The following is a 16,438-nucleotide window of genomic DNA, read 5'->3' as shown; positions in this document are numbered from 1 at the left end:
TGCGGCAGCTCGCCGTGATTCCAGTGTGCAGGTCGATCCATGCGAATTCTCTTGCGCCTGCAGGGGGAGGGGGCGCACACAAGGGAGCATGTATTTGACTTGCCGCCCGTAAAAGCAAGCCACTTTCAACGTCGAGACTGTGGAAAGAAGAGCGCGCCGAGAGTGGCTTGAATGCAGTGGCCGAGAAAGCCCCAAGCATTAGGGAAAAGTCTTTTTGCATCTCTTCCAGCTCTCCGCGCCTCCGTGGTCTTTCCGTTGGAGGCGGTTCAGCAAGCCATCAATATAGTTCCATCCAAAGAGCAAAGCGGCGACGGCATCGCGTCACTCAAGCCGCACCGGTGCGTTGCTTGCGATGCAGCACCATTTTTTCCGCTGATTGCCTGATCGTCGATCACCAGCCGGGTGGCCGCCCGTATCAGCCGGCTGTGTTGAGGCTGTTTTTCGCACCGGACTTCTTCAATCGAGGCGGTTCCAGATTCGCCAGCGGTGCTACCAGCGTAGGCAGAATCAGGAACAAGGCATCGGCGCGGCCTTCCAGCCGGGCGATGGCTGGGGCGACGAGGGAATCGTCCGGGCGAGGCGCGCTTGCGCGCAGGTGGGCGATGCCTACCGCGCTGTCGTTAAGCTGGCCCAGGGCATCCTGCAAGGGTAGCAGGTGGCGGTTCCATACCTTGAGATCCCGGGGGCGCACCTGGGAGGCGAGGGCGTCCAGGCTGTAGCGCAGGCGCTTGATGGCGATGCGCAGACGGTGCCAGTCACTGGCCAGGGCCTCCGGGCGGTCGGCGGCGCTGGCGGCGTCTTTTTGCAGCCGGGCCAGGCGGCGCTGCACCGATTTTCCGGCGCGGCGCAGGGCGCGGCTGGTGACCGTTTCACGGCTCGCGCCAGGGGCGGCGTCCTTGCCGGTGGTTTTTCCCGGGAGCACCCCGGTTTGATCGGGCGGCAGCGCCAGGGTGGCGCGCAGAAAGCCGAGCACCAGATGGGTCGTGTCCGCTGCTGCCAACACTTGGCGGGCATGGGCCAGGGCCTGCCGCTCGTGGCGGGCCAGGTGGGCGAGCAGGCGCGCCAACTGGCGTGGGGGCTGGGCGGAAGAGGGATGGCGGCGCAGGTCGTCGGCCAGCACCTGCCATTCCCGGGCCGGCCCCAGGGCGTTGGCCAGGGCGGCCAGGGCCGGCTGCCAGTGGGCCAGGTAATCCGGCGGCAGGGCGTCGGCGAACAGGCGCAGGGCAGAGCGCAGGCGGCGCAGGGCGACTCGGGCCTGGTGGATGAATTCCGGATCGGTCGCCCCGGCACCCTTGCCGCCGTGGGCGCTGAGAAAGCCCGCTGCGTTGCGGTTGAAGGATTCCAGGCAGGCGAAGGCATAGCCGCGGAAGGCCTCCAGAGGCGTTGCGGCCGTCAGGTAGCCGTTGCCGCGCACCTTGACGGGAACGGGGCGTTCCCGGCGGTACAGCCGGTAGCCCCGCTCGGCCTTGCTGGCCGGGGCGGGCAGCAGGGGCAGGGTGGCGGCCAAGGCCTCGGCCAGGGCAAGCAGGTCGTCGTCCTGGCCTTCGAGCAGCTCCAGCTCCACTTCGCAGATGGCTTCGCGCAGAGGGTGGGCCGGGTCGCCGTCCTCCGGCACGGCCAGGATGCGGCCCCGGTCGAAGGCCACCTCAATGGTGCTCACGCCCCGCCGGACCTGCCAGGTGAGGCGCAGGAAGTCGGTGCTGAACACCGGGCGCAGGCTGGGCAGCAGGGCGGTCAACTCGGCGCGCAGCTCGGGGGCGTCCACGTGATCGAAGCGGAGGACGTCCCCTGGGACTTCCGCTTCCCATTCGGCCCGGCGCGACAGGCCGCCGGGGGATTTTGCCTCGCCCTTGATCGTCACCAGCCGGCGCCGCCCGGCCTTGCGCAGGCGGATGGCGAAGCGGCGGGCCAGGAGGCCCAGGTCCGCCGTGTCGAAGTAGGTATTGGCCAACCGGGTCCGCCGGGGCGGCGCTGCGGAGAGCAGGGGATGGGCGAGCAGCGCCGGGATGCCGGCGGGGACCAGGGCGAGCTTGAGTTCGGTTTCGGTGGCCATGGCAGGGTGGCGGGGCGCGGAGTCGGGCGCTGGTGCCCGGGGCGGAGTCAGGTTCCCGGATTACGGTCGGCGACGGCGGTTCAGGAAGGACGCGCCAATATGGGCTTTCCAGGAAGGTCGGCCGGAAACGCCCTACTGGCGCGGGGTTTGCAAAATCGGTGGCACGGGGCAACCCTGCGGTCCGCACCCTGCCGGCCCTAGATATGGCGGGCGGCAGGAGACCCGGGGCTGCCCCGGAAAGCGAAATATGGCACAGGATGGCGGGCGGGGGGAGGCCCGCCTGCCCTCAGCCCTCGAAGTGGCGCAGTTGCTCGACGTCGGGAATCTGGATGCGCCGGCCTTCCACCTTGATCAGCTCGCGGCTGGACAGGTCGTGGAGGATGCGCGAGAAGTGTTCCTGGGTCAGGTTGAGGCGGGAGGCGATGATGCCCTTGCTCACCGACAAGGTCACGGTGGTTTCGTTGCCGGTGGCAGGGGGGGCCTTCTGCAACAGGTAGCCGATCACCCGCTCGCGGCCGGTGTGCAGGGAATAGCTCTCCACGTCGGCGACGAAGCGGTGCAGGCGCATCGACAGGCCGGCCAGCATCTTGCGACCCAGGGCCGGGTCGCGCTCCAGCTCGTCGAAGATCACCTGGCGGGAGATGTGCAGCAGGGTTGAATCGGCCAGGGTCTGGGCCAGCACCGGGTAGGGTTTTTCCAGGAACATCACCGCCTCGCCGAAGGTCTGGCCCTGGCCGATGATCTCCACCACCTTCTCGCTGCCCTGGGGCGACACCACCGACAGTTTCACTTGGCCGTACACCACCAGAAAGATGCCCTGGCAGGGGTCCCCGGGGTGGAACAGGATTTCGCCGCGGGGCACCGCCATTTCCCGGGTGCCCTTGGCGATGCGGCCGATTTCCGGTTCGGCCAGGCCGTTGAAGAGGGGGATGCGGGCGAGCAGGGCGGGAATGTTGAGGGTGGTGGCGTCCAAGGGCGTCCCTATCGTCTGGCGTGGATCTGGCATTGGTGTCGAGGCCGGCAGCGGGGCAGCGCGGACCCGTCCCCCCCTGTGAAAGCCAGTATTTTGGCTAAGGTTGGCGGGTGAGTTGAGCGTACAGCAGAGGCAAGCGGCGGGGCAAGTCGTCGGGATTGCGGATTACCGTATATCCGGCCGGCCCGAACAGGTGGGGCAGGTAGTCTGCCCCTTCCCGGTCCACCGTGACGCAGAACGGTTGCAGGCCCAGGCGCCGGGCCTCGAACACCGCCGCCCGGGTGTCTTCCAGGCCGTAGCGGGAATCGTAGACGTCCAGGTCGTTGGGCTTGCCGTCGGTGATGATCAGCAGCAGGCGCTGCTTCTCGCGCCGCTCGGCGAGGATGTTGGCGGACTGACGGATGGCCGCCCCCATGCGCGTGTAGTAGCCGGGCTTGATCGCCAGCAGCCGCCCCCGGGGGATTGGCCCGTAAGGCTCGGCGAAATCCTTGAGCACATGGAAGCGCACGTTGCCGCGCTTCAACGACGAAAAACCGTAGATGCCGAAGGCGTCGCCGCTGCCGGACAGGGCCTCGGCGAACAGCATCAGCCCGTCGCGGATCACGTCCACGATGCGCTGGCTGTCGCTCACCCAGGCGTCGGTGGACAGGGACAGGTCGGCCAGCAGCAGGCAGGCCAGCTCCCGGGCTTGCGGCACCTGGGCGAGGTACAGGCCATCCCGCCCGCTGCCCGTATGGCCGGCGCGGCGGTCCGCCTGCCAGCGCACGCAGGCGTCCACGTCCAGCTCCGGGCCGTCGGGCTGCTGCTTGAGCCAGCGCCGTTGCGGCGCCAGGGCGGCGAACTGCTGGCGCAGCTTTTTCGCCGGACGCACCAGGGATTCGGGCAGCGGCGCCGGGGCGGCGTTGGCGGCGAGCAGGGGTTGCAGGCGCACGTGGCCGGGCAGCAGGGCGTTCTTGCGGTAGTCCCACTCGGGCAGGGGGATACCCGGGCCCAGGGGGGCATCGTCCTCGGCGGCGGAAGGCAGGTCCAGGTCGAAGCGCACCCGGCCGGCGGTGGTCTGGCCGTCCTGGGCGACGGAGAGCTGATCCATGTCGTTGGCGGCCTGCGCCGCCTGGGGATCGGGCTCATCGTCGGTGGGCCGGTTCACTTTCACGTACTCGGCCCAGGAGAGCAGGCTTTCGGCGCGGAAGCACAGCATCAACGAATTCTCGTTGTCCGGCGCCTCTTCCCGCTCGGCCTTGTGCCGGCGTTTGCCGTCGTCCGCCTTGCCGTGGCCACCGCCGCCTTCCGGCGGCAGGGCGTCGCTGGGGGCACCGGGGGGGCGGCTGCCGTCGTCCGGAGTGTCGCCGGGCCAGCCCAGCCAGAGGGGCACCGGCTGGGGCGGACGGCTCTGCCGCGAGGTGAGCGGCGGCAGGCCGACCACCGTGCCGGGGTCGGCCAGGGCCTGGCGCAGGGCCGCCTCTTGGGCGGCTTCGTCGGCAGGCAGGTCCGCTGGCGCGATGCGCTCGGCCAGGCAGGCCGCCACCAGGGCCTCGTAGCGGGGGCGCAGGCCCGGGTAGCGGGCCAGGGTATCCACGGTGGCGCGCTGGTTGCGCACGATCCAGGGTTGGGAAAAATCCTCGGTATGGGGGCTGGCGGCCAGGCCGGCGAGCCAGAGGTACAGGTCCCGGTTGTGCTCGCGTAGCGGAAAGCAGGCGATCTCCGGCGGCAGGCGCAGGGCCTCGCCGTCTCGCCGGGCCGGGGCGGTGCGCTCGCCGCTGCCGGCCAGGCGCTTCAGCCAGGTGCGGCGGGCGCCATGGTTTTCCAGGGCGGCGGCGCTCACGGTCAGCCCGCCGTCGCCGCCGAAGGCGCGAAAGAGGATGCCCAGGGTCTTGTCCACTTCGCCCAGGGCCACCGCCGCCTCCGGGTAGTGGCCGCCGGCGCGGCGGGTGATGAAGCGGTGCCAGAGGCCGCCGACCCATTCTTCCATGTCAGTTCCTTTCGCCTTGTTCCGCGGCCGGTGTGGGAGGGCGGGCGTCCTCGCGGACACCGTCCCGGGCGCTGAAACCTGCTTCGTTCTGCCGCGCCGCCTCGTCCTGGACCCAGGTCAAGAGCGGCCCCCGGGGATTGTCCCGGTTGGTGGTGGCGCAGGCCGTGAGGCATTGGGTGCACTGGGTGCAGGCGAACATCCAGCGTTTGAGGTTGCGCGGCTTGAGGCGCATCGGGCAGACCGCGTCGCAGGCGCTGCCGTGGCTGCCCTTGCTGCCGCCCTGGCAATCGGCGCATTCGGCCAGGCGGCTGCGGTCGAAGCCCACCACCAGGGCCTTCTTGTTGCCCATCCAGGCCAGGCTCTGGAAGATGCCCACGGCGCAGGCGTAGCGGCAAAAGAGGTGGCGGGCGAAGAGAAATTCCAGGCTGATCACCGTGGTGGCGGCGGCGAGAAAGATCCACTCGTAGCGGCTGAGTACGCCCGCCCCCAGGCCGGCAGCGCCGAGCAGGCCGCCATAGACCTGGAACGGCGGCATCAGGTAGGTGAGGAAGACCACCGCCCAGGTGAAGGCGAAGCCCACCGCCACCGGCACGGTGAGCAGCCACCAGCGGGCGTCGCGCTGGGTCGGGCTGCCGTCGGGCTGCCAGGGCGGAACCGGCTGGCGGTCCCACACGCTGTGCTTGCCGGTGGCGCGCAGCATCAGCCGGTTGATGGTCTCCACCACCGAAAAGTGGGGGCACAGCCAGCCGCAGTAGAGGCGGCCCCACTTCCAGGCGACGAAGATCACCGCGGCGGCGAGCAGCAGGATCGGCGCGAAGAGAAAGAGGACGATGCGTCCGCCGGCCTCCACCGCGCTCAGGCGCCCGGCCAGCAGGTCGTCCATGCCCAGGTGCCAGGGCAGGGTGAGGAACCAGGCGTGGTTGGCGGTGAGGTCGTAACGGAACAGGTCGAACAGGGGCGTCACCACGAACAGGGCGAAGAAGCCCATCTGGGTGAGGGCGCGCAGGGTCTGGCGGCGGTCCTTCATCACCGGGACGGCCCAATCAGCGGGTAGCGGTAGGGCTGACCGGCCATGGCCCGGGACAGGCCGAACATGCCGAACAGCACCAGGGTGGAGTGGATGCAGGTGAAATAGAGGATCACCGCCACCCAGGTCCAGGCCCAGGTCAGCCCGCCGGCGACGATGAACAGGGTCGAGACGGTCGCCAGCAGGGCGCCGCCCCAGAAGCTCACCGCCACCGCCTGCCACAGGTGCTGGCGGGCCAGGGGTGGGGCGCTCAGGCGATGGCGCCACCACAGGGCGGCGAGGATGAGGAAGGCCAGCCCCGGGGCCACCAGCAGGTTGGCGAGGAACAGGCCCTCGGCGGCCACGGCCAGGCGCAGGCCGGGGACGGCCGCCGGGTCGTTGGCCGGATCGTTGGCCGGATCGGCGTTGGGCTCGGAATGGTCCGGAGCGGACATGGTCGGGGTGGCAGAACGGGAGGAGGGTTCAGCGGCCAAAAGTGGCGGCGACGATTTCCATCAGCGCCGCCACGGTTTCCGCGTCGTCGGACAGGGGCTCCACCAAGGCGGCGCGGCAGGCGGCCAGGGGCGAGAGGCCGGCGCGGATCAGGGTGGCGGCGTAGACCAGCAGCCGGGTGCTGGCCACTTCCTCCAGATCCCGGTCCTTGAGGGCGCGGAAAGCCCGGCCGATGCCCACCAGGCGGCGCGCCAGGTCCCGGTCGATGTCGGCCTCGCCGATCAGGATGGCCTCTTCCCGCTCGGCCGCGGGGAAGTCGAAGGTGAGGGCGACGAAGCGCTGCCGGGTGGAAGGCTTGAGGCTCTTCATCAGGTTCTGGTAGCCCGGGTTGTAAGACACCACCAGCATGAAGTCGTCCGGCGCCTCCAGGACCTCGCCGGTGCGGTCGATAGGCAGGATGCGCCGGTCGTCGGCCAGGGGGTGCAGCACCACCGTGGTGTCCTTGCGCGCCTCCACCACCTCGTCCAGGTAGCACAGGCCACCGTGGCGCACCGCCCGGGTCAGGGGGCCGTCGCACCATACGGTGCCGCCGCCCTCGATCAGGTGGCGGCCCACCAGGTCGGCGGCGGTCAGGTCGTCGTGGCAGGCCACGGTGTGCAGCGGCAGCCCCAGGCGCGCCGCCATATGGGCGACGAAGCGGGTCTTGCCGCAGCCGGTGGGGCCCTTGATGAGGAGCGGCAGGCGGTTCTTGAAGGCGTGCTCGAACAGCTCGATCTCGTTGCCGGCCGGCGCGTAGAAGGGCAGCTCGGTGGCGGCCTGGGAGGGCAGGGGGGCGTTCATGGGAAGCCTCGCGGAAAAGGTGAGCGTCGGGCGGGAAGGGTCAGGCCAGATAGGCGGCGGCCAGGCAGCCGGTGACGAAGAACAGCCAGCCGGCCACTACCGCTTGCCATAGGCGCGGGGCGTGGCGCAGCTCCATGAACTCGCCGGCCACGGCCAGGCCCTTGAGCAGGGCGGCACCCATCAGCACCGCCATCACCGCCGGGCCGGCGGCGCCGGTTTCGCCGAGGAACCAGGTGAGGCCGGTGGCGGCGAGCAGGAAGGCATAGACCAGATGGGCGGCGCGGGGCGTCGCCGGGGAGGGGGCAGGGGAAAGGGCCGGGGCGTTCATCGCATCACGTAGACCAGGGGGAAGAGGATGATCCAGACCAGATCCACCATGTGCCAGTAGGCCGCGCCGCTCTCCAGGCTGGACAGGGTGGTCGGCCCGGGGCCCCGGCGCAGGCTGTTCCACAGCAGGGCCAGGATGACCATGCCGAGCAGCACGTGCATCAGGTGGAAGAAGGTCAGGGAGATGTAGAACATGTAGAAGGTGTCGGTGGACAGGGAAATGCCCAGGGCGAACTTGGCCTTGTATTCGAACACCTTCACCACTAGGAAGCCGCCGCCGCAGGCCAGGGCGAGCAACAGGCGCCCAGCGCTGCCGCCTGGGTCGCCCCCGCGCAGGCGGGCCACGGCCTGGACGACGAACCAGCTGCCGGTGATCAGCAGCACGGTGTTGAGGGCCCCGGCGTTGCGGTCCAGGGTCAGCTGGCCGGTGTTGAACATGTCCACGTGCCGGGCCCGGGCCACCCCGTAGGCGACGAAGAACACGGCGAAGGCCAGTAGCTCGGCACAGATGAAGACCCAGATGGCCAGGTCCCCGGCCAGGCGGCGTTCGGGAGGGGCGGTGCCGGTGGTGGCCGGCAGGGCGAGGGATTCGGTACTCATGGCGCCAACGATAGGCAGGTCGCCGGCCCGATTCCTTGATCGAAAGAAAAAAAGCGCCCCGATCAACGGGGCGCTGGCAAGTCCGGGGCCGGCCGGGGGGATGGAGCCCCTGGCCGGTTTCGGGACGGGTGGATGGATCGATCCGGTTTTTCCGGGCGGGTCAGGCGGCCTTGGCCTGCTCCTCGCCTTTGACGAAGAAGCTGAGGATGTAGAGCACCAGGCCGATCAGGAAGACCACGCCGGTCCATTCGCGCATCCAGTAGAACAGGGAGATCTTGTCCTGCACCACCATGAACGGCAGCGGCGTGTCGGAGACGCGCTGCAGCCACACCTGGAGGATGCCGGCGGCGGTGAGGAACAGGGTGATGAAGACCATGGCGATGGTCATCAGCCAGAAGCTCCACATCTCCAGCACCTGGGCCTTGTTCGAGTTGGCGGCGCGACCGCGCATGATCGGCATGGCGTAGCTGATCATGCACAGCACGACCATGGCGTAGGCGCCGTAGAAGGCCATGTGGCCGTGGGCGGCGGTGATCTGGGTGCCGTGGGTGTAGTAGTTCACCGGAGCCAGGGTGTGCAGGAAGCCCCACACGCCGGCGCCGAGGAAGGCCATCACGCCGGTGCCCAGCGCCCACAGGGTGGCGGCCCGGTTGGGATGCTCGCGGCGGCGGCGGTTCACCATGTTGAAGGCGAACACGGTCATGGCGAAGAAGGGGATCGGCTCCAGGGCGGAGAAGATGGAACCCCACCACTGCCAGTACTCGGGCGTGCCGATCCAGAAGTAGTGGTGGCCGGTGCCGATCACGCCGGTGACCAGGGTCAGGGTGATGATCACGTACAGCCACTTCTCGATCACTTCCCGGTCCACGCCGGTGACCTTGATCAGCACGAAGGCCAGCAGGGCGCCGAGGATCAGTTCCCACACGCCTTCGACCCACAGGTGCACGGTCCACCACCAGAAGAACTTGTCTTCGACCACGTTCACCGGGTTGTAGAAGGAGAACAGGAAGAACACCGCCAGGCCCCACAGGCCGAGCAGCAGCACCGTCGAGATGGCGGTCTTGCGGCCCTTCAGCACCGTCATGGTGATGTTGAAGAGGAAGCCCAGGGCGACGATGACGATGCCCACCTTGGTTATCAGCGGCTGCTCCAGGAACTCCCGGCCCATGGTTTCGAGCAGGTCGTTGCCGGTGTACTTGGCCAGGGTGGCGTAGGGCACGGCCAGATAGCCGACGATGGTCAGGGCGCCGGCGATCAGGAAGACCCAGAACAAGAGCATGGCCAGCTTGGTGCTGTACAGCTCGGTTTCCGATTCTTCGGGGATCAGGTAGTAGGCGCCGCCCATGAAGCCGAACAGCAGCCAGACGATGAGCAGGTTGGTGTGGACCATGCGGGCCACGTTGAAGGGGATGGCGGGGAAGAGAAAGTCTCCCCACACGTACTGCAAGCCCATGATCAGGCCGAACAGAATCTGTCCGGCGAACAGGGCGATGGCCGCCATGAAGTAGTACTTGGCGACCCCTTGGGATTGGAATGGCATTGCTTTCCCTCCTGATGGGTTCGGGGCTGAGGTCGGAATCAACCCTGGATGTTGGGCGGCCAGTTGGCGTCGTCGATCTTGTTCACGTGCTCAAGATAGGCGGCGATGGCCTCCAGGTCGTCGTCGGAGAAGTTGAACTGGGGCATGGAGCGGCGGCCCGGAATGCCCTCGGCCGGCCGGCTCTTGATGAAGCCCTTGATGCCTTCGCGTCCGCCGAGGCGGGCGATGGCGTTGCCCAGTTCGGGAGCGAAATAGGCTCCTTCCCCCATCAGGGTGTGGCAGCCAATGCAGTTGTTGACCTCCACCAGCTTCTTGCCGTGGGCGATTTGGGGCGTGATTTCGGCCCGGTGGTCGCGTTTCGGCAATGCTTGGTGGGTGTCAAAGGATAGGGCGAGAAATAGCAGGAAGAAAAAGACTGTTCCCCCGTAGAAGATATTTCGCGCCATGGATTTGGTGAATGCACCACTCATGACAAAATCCCCCTTGTAGATTGAAAGGTAACGAACGGTATCCCCGGCCGGCCGGCGGCGACTTTGACTCCCATCAAAAGCGTCCGAAGCCCTGCCGATTGCCGCCGCTGGGGGGCCGCCAAGCCTTGCCGCGCCTGGAAAACCCGGGTTTGTCGAAGGGTTTTTCGCCGCAGTCGGCGCACCTGCTTTTCCTACCCTTTTTTTCCCTTTCAGGGCGGTGGCATGATCCCGCCCGGGTGACTTTTCATGTCCGACGACAAGCTCGACCTTTCCCGCCTGACCATCGACCGGGGCGCCCTGGCGGCCCGCCCGCGCCGCCGCCGCTGGCCCTGGGTGGCCGGCGCCGTGGCCGTCGCCGCCGTGCTGGCCGTCGGCCTGGCCGGCCAGCGCGCCGTGCCGGTGGAAACCCTGTCGGTGACCACCGCCTACCCCTACCAGGCGGTCACCGTGCTCAACGCCGCCGGCTACGTGGTGGCCGGGCGCAAGGCCGCCGTGGCCTCCAAGGCCACCGGCCGGCTCGAATGGCTGGGGGTGCGCGAAGGTTCGCCGGTCAAGGAAGGCCAGGTGGTGGCCCGGCTGGAGAACAGCGACGTGCGCGCCCAGGCCGACCAGGCCGGGGCCAACGTGGTGTCGGCCCGGGCCGAGCTGGCCGATGCCGAGGTGAGCTTTCACCGCACCGAGGAACTGGCCGCCAAGAAGTTCATTTCGCCTTCGGCGGTGGATACCGCCCGGGCGCGGCTCAACAAGGCCCGGGCCGCTCTGGCCCAGGCCCAGGCGGCCAAGCGCGCCGCCGACGTGGCGGTGGACCAGACCCTGATCCGGGCGCCCTTCGACGGGGTGGTGTTGACCAAGGCGGCCAACGTCGGCGACGTCATCACCCCCTTCTCCTCGGCCACCGACAGCAAGGGTGCGGTGGTGACCATGGCCGACATGGCCAGCCTGGAAGTGGAAGCCGACGTGTCCGAGGCCAACCTGGCCAAGATCCAGGTGGGCCAGCCCTGCGAAATCCAGCTCGACGCCTTCCCCGACGAGCGCCTGCGCGGCCGGGTGTCGCGGCTGGTGCCGACGGTGGACCGGGCCAAGGCCACGGTGCTGGCCAAGGTCCAGTTCGTCACCCCGGACGGCAAGCCCGACCCGCGCCTGCTGCCGGAAATGGCCGCCAAGGTGGCCTTCCTCTCCCGGGAGATGAAGGACGACAAGCGCCAACCTTTCACTGCCGTGCATCACGACGCGGTGCGCGGTGAGGGCGATGCCGCCGTGGTGTTCGAGGTGCGCGACGGCCAGGCCCGGGAGCGGCCGGTGCGCCTGGGCGGCCGCTACGGCGACCTGGTGGCGGTGAGCGCCCGGGGCGGCGACGCGCTGGCGCCGGGCACCCGGCTGGTGGCCCGTCCCGCCGCCGACCTCAAGGACGGCGCCCGGGTCAAGGTGGAAGCCAAGTGACGCAAGAGCGCGCAACGTTGCCCCCGGTAACGCCCCCGGCGCCGCCTCTGGTGCAGCTGCGCCGGGTGGCCAAGGCCTACCGGCGCGGCCAGCAGCTGGTGCCGGTACTGGCCGACATCAGCTTCGACATCGCCGCCGGCGAGTTCCTCGCCCTGATGGGGCCCTCCGGCTCGGGCAAGAGCACCCTGCTCAACCTGATCGCCGGCATCGACCGGGCCAGCAGCGGCGAGATCCGGGTGGCCGGCGAGGACATCGCCGCCTACGGCGAGGCCGAACTGGCCGACTGGCGGGCGCGCACCATCGGCTTCATCTTCCAGTTCTACAACCTGATGCCGGTGCTCACCGCCCTGGAGAACGTGGAGCTGCCCCTGCTGCTCACCCGCCTCTCCCGCGCCGAGCGGCGCGAGCGGGCGGCGGCGGCCCTGGCCATGGTCGGCCTGGCCGAGCGCATGGACCACACGCCGAGCGAGCTTTCCGGCGGCCAGCAGCAGCGGGTGGCCATCGCCCGGGCCCTGATCACCGACCCGGTGCTGATCGTCGCCGACGAGCCCACCGGCGACCTGGACCGGGAATCGGCCCACGACATCCTGCGCCTGCTGCAACGGCTCAACCGGGAGCTGGGCAAGACCATCGTGATGGTCACCCACGACCCTCACGCCGCCGGCCACGCCCACGCCATCATGCACCTGGAGAAGGGCGCCCTGTCGGCCCGGGAGGAGCTGGGGGATGGCGTTGCCGGCGGGCTGTCCGGCGCCTCCGACGGCAGCGGGGGAGCGTACTGACGTGCTGCTCGTCCTGGCCTTCCGCAACGCCTTCCGCCACCGTCTGCGCACCCTGCTGACCCTGGCCGGGCTGACCGTGGCGGTGACCGCCTTCGGCCTGTTGTCCACCGTGGTGGACGCCTGGTACGCCGGGGCGGAGGGGGCCTCCAACGCCCGGCTGGTGACGCGCAACGCCATTTCCCTGGTCTTCCCTCTGCCCGTCAATTACCGGGAGAAGATCCGCCGGGTGGACGGGGTGGTGGGCATCACCCATTCCAATTGGTTCGGCGGTATCTACAAGGAGCCGAAGAACTTCTTCGCCCAGTTCGCCGTGGAGGCCGACACCTTTCTCGACCTCTACCCGGAGTTCGTGCTGAGCGAGGCCGAGCGGCGCGACTTCCTGCGCGACCGCAAGGGCTGCATCGTCGGCAGCAAGCTGGCCGCCACCTACGGCTTCAAGGTGGGGGACACCATCCAGTTGAAGGGCACCATCTTCCCCGGCACCTGGGAATTCGTCGTGCGCGGCATCTACCACGGGCGCGAGGCCAAGACCGACGTGAGCCAGATGCTCTTCCACTGGAGCTATGTGAACGAGACCATCACCCGCCAGATTCCGCGCCGCGCCAACCAGATCGGCGTGTACGTGGTGAAGATCGACGACCCAGCCCGGGCGGCGGAGATCAGCAGCCGCATCGACGCCGAGTTCAAGAACACCAGCGCCGAGACCCTGACCGAGACCGAGAAGGCCTTCCAGCTGTCCTTTGTCTCCATGACCGAGGCCATCGTGGTGGCCATCCGCGCCGTGTCCTACCTGGTCATCGTCATCATCCTGGCGGTGATGGCCAACACCATGGCCATGACCGTGCGCGAGCGCACCGCCGAGTACGCCACCCTGAAGGCCCTGGGCTTTTCGCCCGGCTTCGTCGTCGGGTTGATCGTCGGCGAATCGGCGGCCATCGCCCTGGCCGGCGGCCTGATCGCCGTGGCCCTGACCTTCCCCCTGGCGGCGGTGTTCGCCCAGGCCGTGGGCACCCTGTTCCCGGTGTTCAACGTCAGCGCCGAGACGGTGGCCCTGCAACTGCTCTGCGCCCTGGGCGTGGGGCTGCTGGCGGCGGCGCTGCCGGCGCGGCGGGCCATGGGCATCCGTATCGTGGACGGCCTGCGGGCGGTGGCGTGAGGCACGTGGAATGCTGACCCTGCCCCTCACTTATTCCCTGCGCAACCTGTGGGCGCGGCGCCTGACCACGGCCCTCACCGCCGGCGGCATGGCCCTAGTGGTGTTCGTCTTCGCCGCCGTGCTGATGCTCGACGAGGGCCTGCGTACCACCCTGGTGGCCACCGGCAGCGACGACAACGTGGTGGTGATCCGCCGCTCGGCGGAAACCGAGGTGCAGAGCGGCGTCGAGCGGGTCCAGGCGGCCATCGTCGAGAGCCTGCCCGAGGTGGCCCTGGGGGCCGGCGGCCGGTCCCTGGCGTCCAAGGAATCGGTGGTGCTGATCTCCCTCTACAAGCGTGGCACCACCAAGCCGGCCAACGTCATCATCCGCGGCGTCGGCCCCCTGGGCCACGAGCTGCGTCCCCAGGTGCGCCTGGTAGCCGGGCGCATGTTCCGCCCAGGCAGCAACGAGATCGTCGCCGGCCGGGCCATCGCCGAGCGCTTCACCAACGCCGGCCTGGGCGAGCGGCTGCGCTTCGGCGGCCAGGAATGGCGCGTGGTGGGGGTGTTCGACGCCGGCCGCACCGGCTTCGATTCGGAAATCTGGGGCGACGCCGACACCCTGATGCAGTCTTTCCGCCGCACCGCCTACTCGTCGATGGTGTTCAAGCTGGCCGACCCGGGGCGCTTTGCCGCGGTCAAGGCGGCCATCGAATCCGACCCGCGTCTGACCCTGGAGGCCAAGCGCGAGACCCGCTTCTACGCCGACCAGTCGGAAACCCTGTCCAAGTTCATCAGCATCCTCGGGCTGACCCTGTCGGTGATCTTTTCCATCGGCGCGGTGATCGGCGCCATGATCACCATGTACGCCGCCGTGGCCAGCCGGGTCGGCGAGATCGGCACCCTGCGCGCCCTGGGCTTTCGCCGCAGCAGCATCCTCTTCGCCTTCCTCGGCGAATCCCTGCTGCTCGCCCTGGTGGGCGGGGCCGCCGGGCTGGTGCTGGCCTCGTTCATGCAGCTGGTGACCATCTCCACCATGAACTGGCAGTCCTTCGCCGAGCTGGCCTTTTCCTTCACCCTGACTCCGGCCATCGTCGCCAAGAGCCTGGCCTTCACCCTGTTCATGGGCTTCGTCGGCGGCTTCCTGCCCGCCTTCCGGGCGGCCCGGCTGAACATCGTCGACGCCTTGCGCGCCGCGTAGCCGGGCGCCCCACACGGGGTGCGCCCGCAGGTTCGGGTATCGCCGGATACTTGAATTTTCTTCATGTTTCCCGGGGCTCGCTTCGGGAAACTCGGCTACTGGCGCGGACCTTGGTTTTTCCAAGGGTCGGATGTATTAATTTTTTTCAAGTATCGGGGCGTGAGCGGCTTGGGCATTCGCTGTGCCCGCCTCATTTGGCGCGGGCCGCTTTCCCCCGGCCGACGCCGCAACGCGTTGACGCGTGGAATCCCCAAAAGCAAACGCCCCGCACGGGGCGGGGCGTTGGGCGGCTGGCGCTGGTGAGTCTCCCGGCGCGGGGCCGGGCGGCGCTCAGGCGGCCTGAACCGGAATCTGCTTGCTGTGGCGCACCATGCGGTTCTGGGAATCGACGTACACCAGGTCCGGCTCGTGACGGGCCAGTTCGGCCTCGTCGAAGACGGCGAAGGTGGCGATGATCAGCAGGTCGCCGGGGGCGGCACGACGGGCGGCGGAGCCGTTCACCGAGATCACGCCCGATCCGCGTTCGGCGCGGATGGCGTAGGTGGTGAAGCGCTCGCCGTTGTTGATGTTCCAGATGTCGATTTGCTCGTATTCGCGGATGTTGGCCGCGTCCAGCAGATCCTCGTCGATCGCACAGGAGCCCTCGTAATGGAGCTCGGAGTGCGTCGTGGTGACGCGGTGCAGCTTGGACTTGAGCATGGTGCGTTGCATGGCGTTTCCCTATGCCGAAGGTTGGGGAGGGGGCATTGTAATAGCCTACCCCTCGCTGTCAACGGCTCAGTTGTTGCAAAAAAACCTCATCAAATCTCAAGGTTATCAATGAGTCGCGTCTTGCCCAGGCGGGCCGCGGCGAGAACCACCAGCGGTGCGGCGTTTGCGCCGGTTCCTGGTGCGGTGCCGGGGGCCGGGGCGCGCAGATCGGACTGTTGTCGCAACGCAACATAGTCGGTCTGCCAGCCGGCGGCATCCAGGGCGGCGGCGGCTTCACGCTCCAGCTTGGCGTAGTCCCGCTCGCCAGCCAGCACGGCGTCGCGCAAGGCGTTCAGGGTGTGCGCCAGGCGCGGTGCCTCGGCCCGTTCGGCCTCGCTCAGGTAGCCGTTGCGCGAGGACAGGGCCAGGCCGTCGTCGGCGCGCACCGTGTCGCCGCCGACGATGGTCACCGGCAGGGCCAGCTGGCGCACCATGTGGCGGATCACCATCAGCTGCTGGTAGTCCTTTTTGCCGAACAGGGCCACGGCGGGCTGGACGGCGTTGAACAGCTTGAGCACCACCGTGGCGACGCCGCGGAAGTGGCCGGGGCGGCATTCGCCTTCCAGCAGCTCCTGGACCGGGCCCGGGTCCACCTGGACGGTCTGGGGCTCGGGATAGAGATCGGCCTCGGTGGGGGCAAACAGGATGTCCACGCCCGCCCCGCGCAGCTTGGCGCAGTCGGCCTCGAAGGTGCGCGGGTACTTGTCGAAATCCTCGTTGGGGCCGAATTGCAGGCGGTTGACGAAGATGCTCGCCACCACGGTGTCGCCGTGGGCGCGAGCCTGCTCCATGAGGGAGATGTGGCCGGCGTGGAGGTTGCCCATGGTCGGCACCAGGACGATGCGGCCGCGCCCGGCGAGGGCTTCGCGCAGGGCGGGGATGCTGGAGATCACTTGCAT

Annotated in this window: 16 protein-coding genes; 4 read left to right on the top strand and 12 right to left on the bottom strand. The window is 68.8% G+C overall.

Features of this window, described 5'->3' with window-relative positions:
* Nucleotides 1–415 precede the first annotated feature (415 nt).
* From LWW89_RS11620 to LWW89_RS11575, 10 genes are all read right to left on the bottom strand, one after another.
* Nucleotides 416–2,053: a CYTH and CHAD domain-containing protein gene (locus LWW89_RS11620; RefSeq protein WP_293264310.1), complete on the bottom strand. Its 1,638-nt coding sequence runs from the start codon at nt 2,051–2,053 to the stop codon at nt 416–418.
* A 286-nt stretch (nt 2,054–2,339) separates the two neighbouring features.
* On the bottom strand, nt 2,340–3,026 hold the full coding sequence (locus LWW89_RS11615) for a Crp/Fnr family transcriptional regulator (protein WP_293264309.1): 687 nt from the start codon (nt 3,024–3,026) through the stop codon (nt 2,340–2,342).
* A gap of 97 nt (nt 3,027–3,123) precedes the next feature.
* Nucleotides 3,124–4,995: a nitric oxide reductase gene (locus LWW89_RS11610; protein ID WP_293264307.1), complete on the bottom strand. Its 1,872-nt coding sequence runs from the start codon at nt 4,993–4,995 to the stop codon at nt 3,124–3,126.
* A 1-nt stretch (nt 4,996) separates the two neighbouring features.
* Complete coding sequence (locus tag LWW89_RS11605) at nt 4,997–6,022, bottom strand: 4Fe-4S binding protein (protein WP_293264305.1); 1,026 nt, start codon at nt 6,020–6,022, stop codon at nt 4,997–4,999.
* On the bottom strand, nt 6,022–6,456 hold the full coding sequence (locus LWW89_RS11600) for a hypothetical protein (RefSeq protein WP_293264303.1): 435 nt from the start codon (nt 6,454–6,456) through the stop codon (nt 6,022–6,024). The genes LWW89_RS11605 and LWW89_RS11600 overlap by 1 nt, the downstream gene beginning before the upstream one ends.
* A gap of 28 nt (nt 6,457–6,484) precedes the next feature.
* Nucleotides 6,485–7,294 carry a CbbQ/NirQ/NorQ/GpvN family protein gene (locus LWW89_RS11595; RefSeq protein ID WP_293264302.1) on the bottom strand — a complete coding sequence of 270 codons (810 nt, stop codon included), beginning with the start codon at nt 7,292–7,294 and terminating at the stop codon, nt 6,485–6,487.
* Nucleotides 7,295–7,334: 40 nt separating this feature from the next.
* A complete protein-coding gene (locus LWW89_RS11590) occupies nt 7,335–7,622 on the bottom strand; it encodes a cytochrome C oxidase subunit IV family protein (RefSeq protein ID WP_293264300.1) in 288 nt (95 codons plus the stop codon).
* Nucleotides 7,619–8,221 carry a cytochrome c oxidase subunit 3 family protein gene (locus LWW89_RS11585; RefSeq protein ID WP_293264298.1) on the bottom strand — a complete coding sequence of 201 codons (603 nt, stop codon included), beginning with the start codon at nt 8,219–8,221 and terminating at the stop codon, nt 7,619–7,621. The genes LWW89_RS11590 and LWW89_RS11585 overlap by 4 nt, the downstream gene beginning before the upstream one ends.
* Nucleotides 8,222–8,381: 160 nt before the next feature.
* Entirely contained in the window at nt 8,382–9,761 is a 1,380-nt protein-coding gene (locus LWW89_RS11580; RefSeq protein WP_293264296.1) for a cbb3-type cytochrome c oxidase subunit I, read from the bottom strand.
* A gap of 38 nt (nt 9,762–9,799) precedes the next feature.
* Nucleotides 9,800–10,231 (bottom strand): cytochrome c, encoded by a 432-nt coding sequence (locus LWW89_RS11575; protein WP_293264294.1) that lies wholly within the window; start codon nt 10,229–10,231, stop codon nt 9,800–9,802.
* Nucleotides 10,232–10,477: 246 nt separating this feature from the next.
* On the opposite strand from LWW89_RS11575, the gene LWW89_RS11570 reads away from it, so the two are divergent.
* The 4 genes from LWW89_RS11570 to LWW89_RS11555 are packed head-to-tail and all read left to right on the top strand — an operon-like array spanning nt 10,478 to nt 14,789.
* Nucleotides 10,478–11,671 carry an efflux RND transporter periplasmic adaptor subunit gene (locus tag LWW89_RS11570; RefSeq protein ID WP_293264292.1) on the top strand — a complete coding sequence of 398 codons (1,194 nt, stop codon included), beginning with the start codon at nt 10,478–10,480 and terminating at the stop codon, nt 11,669–11,671.
* Complete coding sequence (locus LWW89_RS11565; RefSeq protein ID WP_293264290.1) at nt 11,668–12,453, top strand: ABC transporter ATP-binding protein; 786 nt, start codon at nt 11,668–11,670, stop codon at nt 12,451–12,453. The genes LWW89_RS11570 and LWW89_RS11565 overlap by 4 nt, the downstream gene beginning before the upstream one ends.
* A 1-nt stretch (nt 12,454) precedes the next feature.
* Nucleotides 12,455–13,609, top strand: a complete 1,155-nt coding sequence (locus tag LWW89_RS11560; RefSeq protein WP_293264288.1) for an FtsX-like permease family protein — start codon at nt 12,455–12,457, stop codon at nt 13,607–13,609.
* Nucleotides 13,610–13,619: 10 nt separating this feature from the next.
* The gene (locus LWW89_RS11555) at nt 13,620–14,789 is read left to right on the top strand and encodes an ABC transporter permease (protein WP_293264286.1); all 1,170 of its coding nucleotides are present in this window, start codon (nt 13,620–13,622) and stop codon (nt 14,787–14,789) included.
* 330 nt (nt 14,790–15,119) lie between these two features.
* Here LWW89_RS11555 and panD read toward each other — a convergent pair whose 3' ends face one another.
* Both panD and panC read right to left on the bottom strand, forming a co-directional pair.
* Nucleotides 15,120–15,500, bottom strand: coding sequence for an aspartate 1-decarboxylase (panD, locus tag LWW89_RS11550; RefSeq protein ID WP_293264284.1), 381 nt, complete (start codon nt 15,498–15,500; stop codon nt 15,120–15,122).
* An 89-nt stretch (nt 15,501–15,589) separates the two neighbouring features.
* Complete coding sequence (gene panC / locus LWW89_RS11545) at nt 15,590–16,438, bottom strand: pantoate--beta-alanine ligase (protein WP_293264282.1); 849 nt, start codon at nt 16,436–16,438, stop codon at nt 15,590–15,592.

It is taken from the genome of Oryzomicrobium sp. (assembly GCF_021287045.1).
Lineage (GTDB): Bacteria > Pseudomonadota > Gammaproteobacteria > Burkholderiales > Rhodocyclaceae > Oryzomicrobium.
Note: the sequence above shows the minus strand (reverse complement) of the source record. Positions and strands in the feature narration are given on the sequence as shown.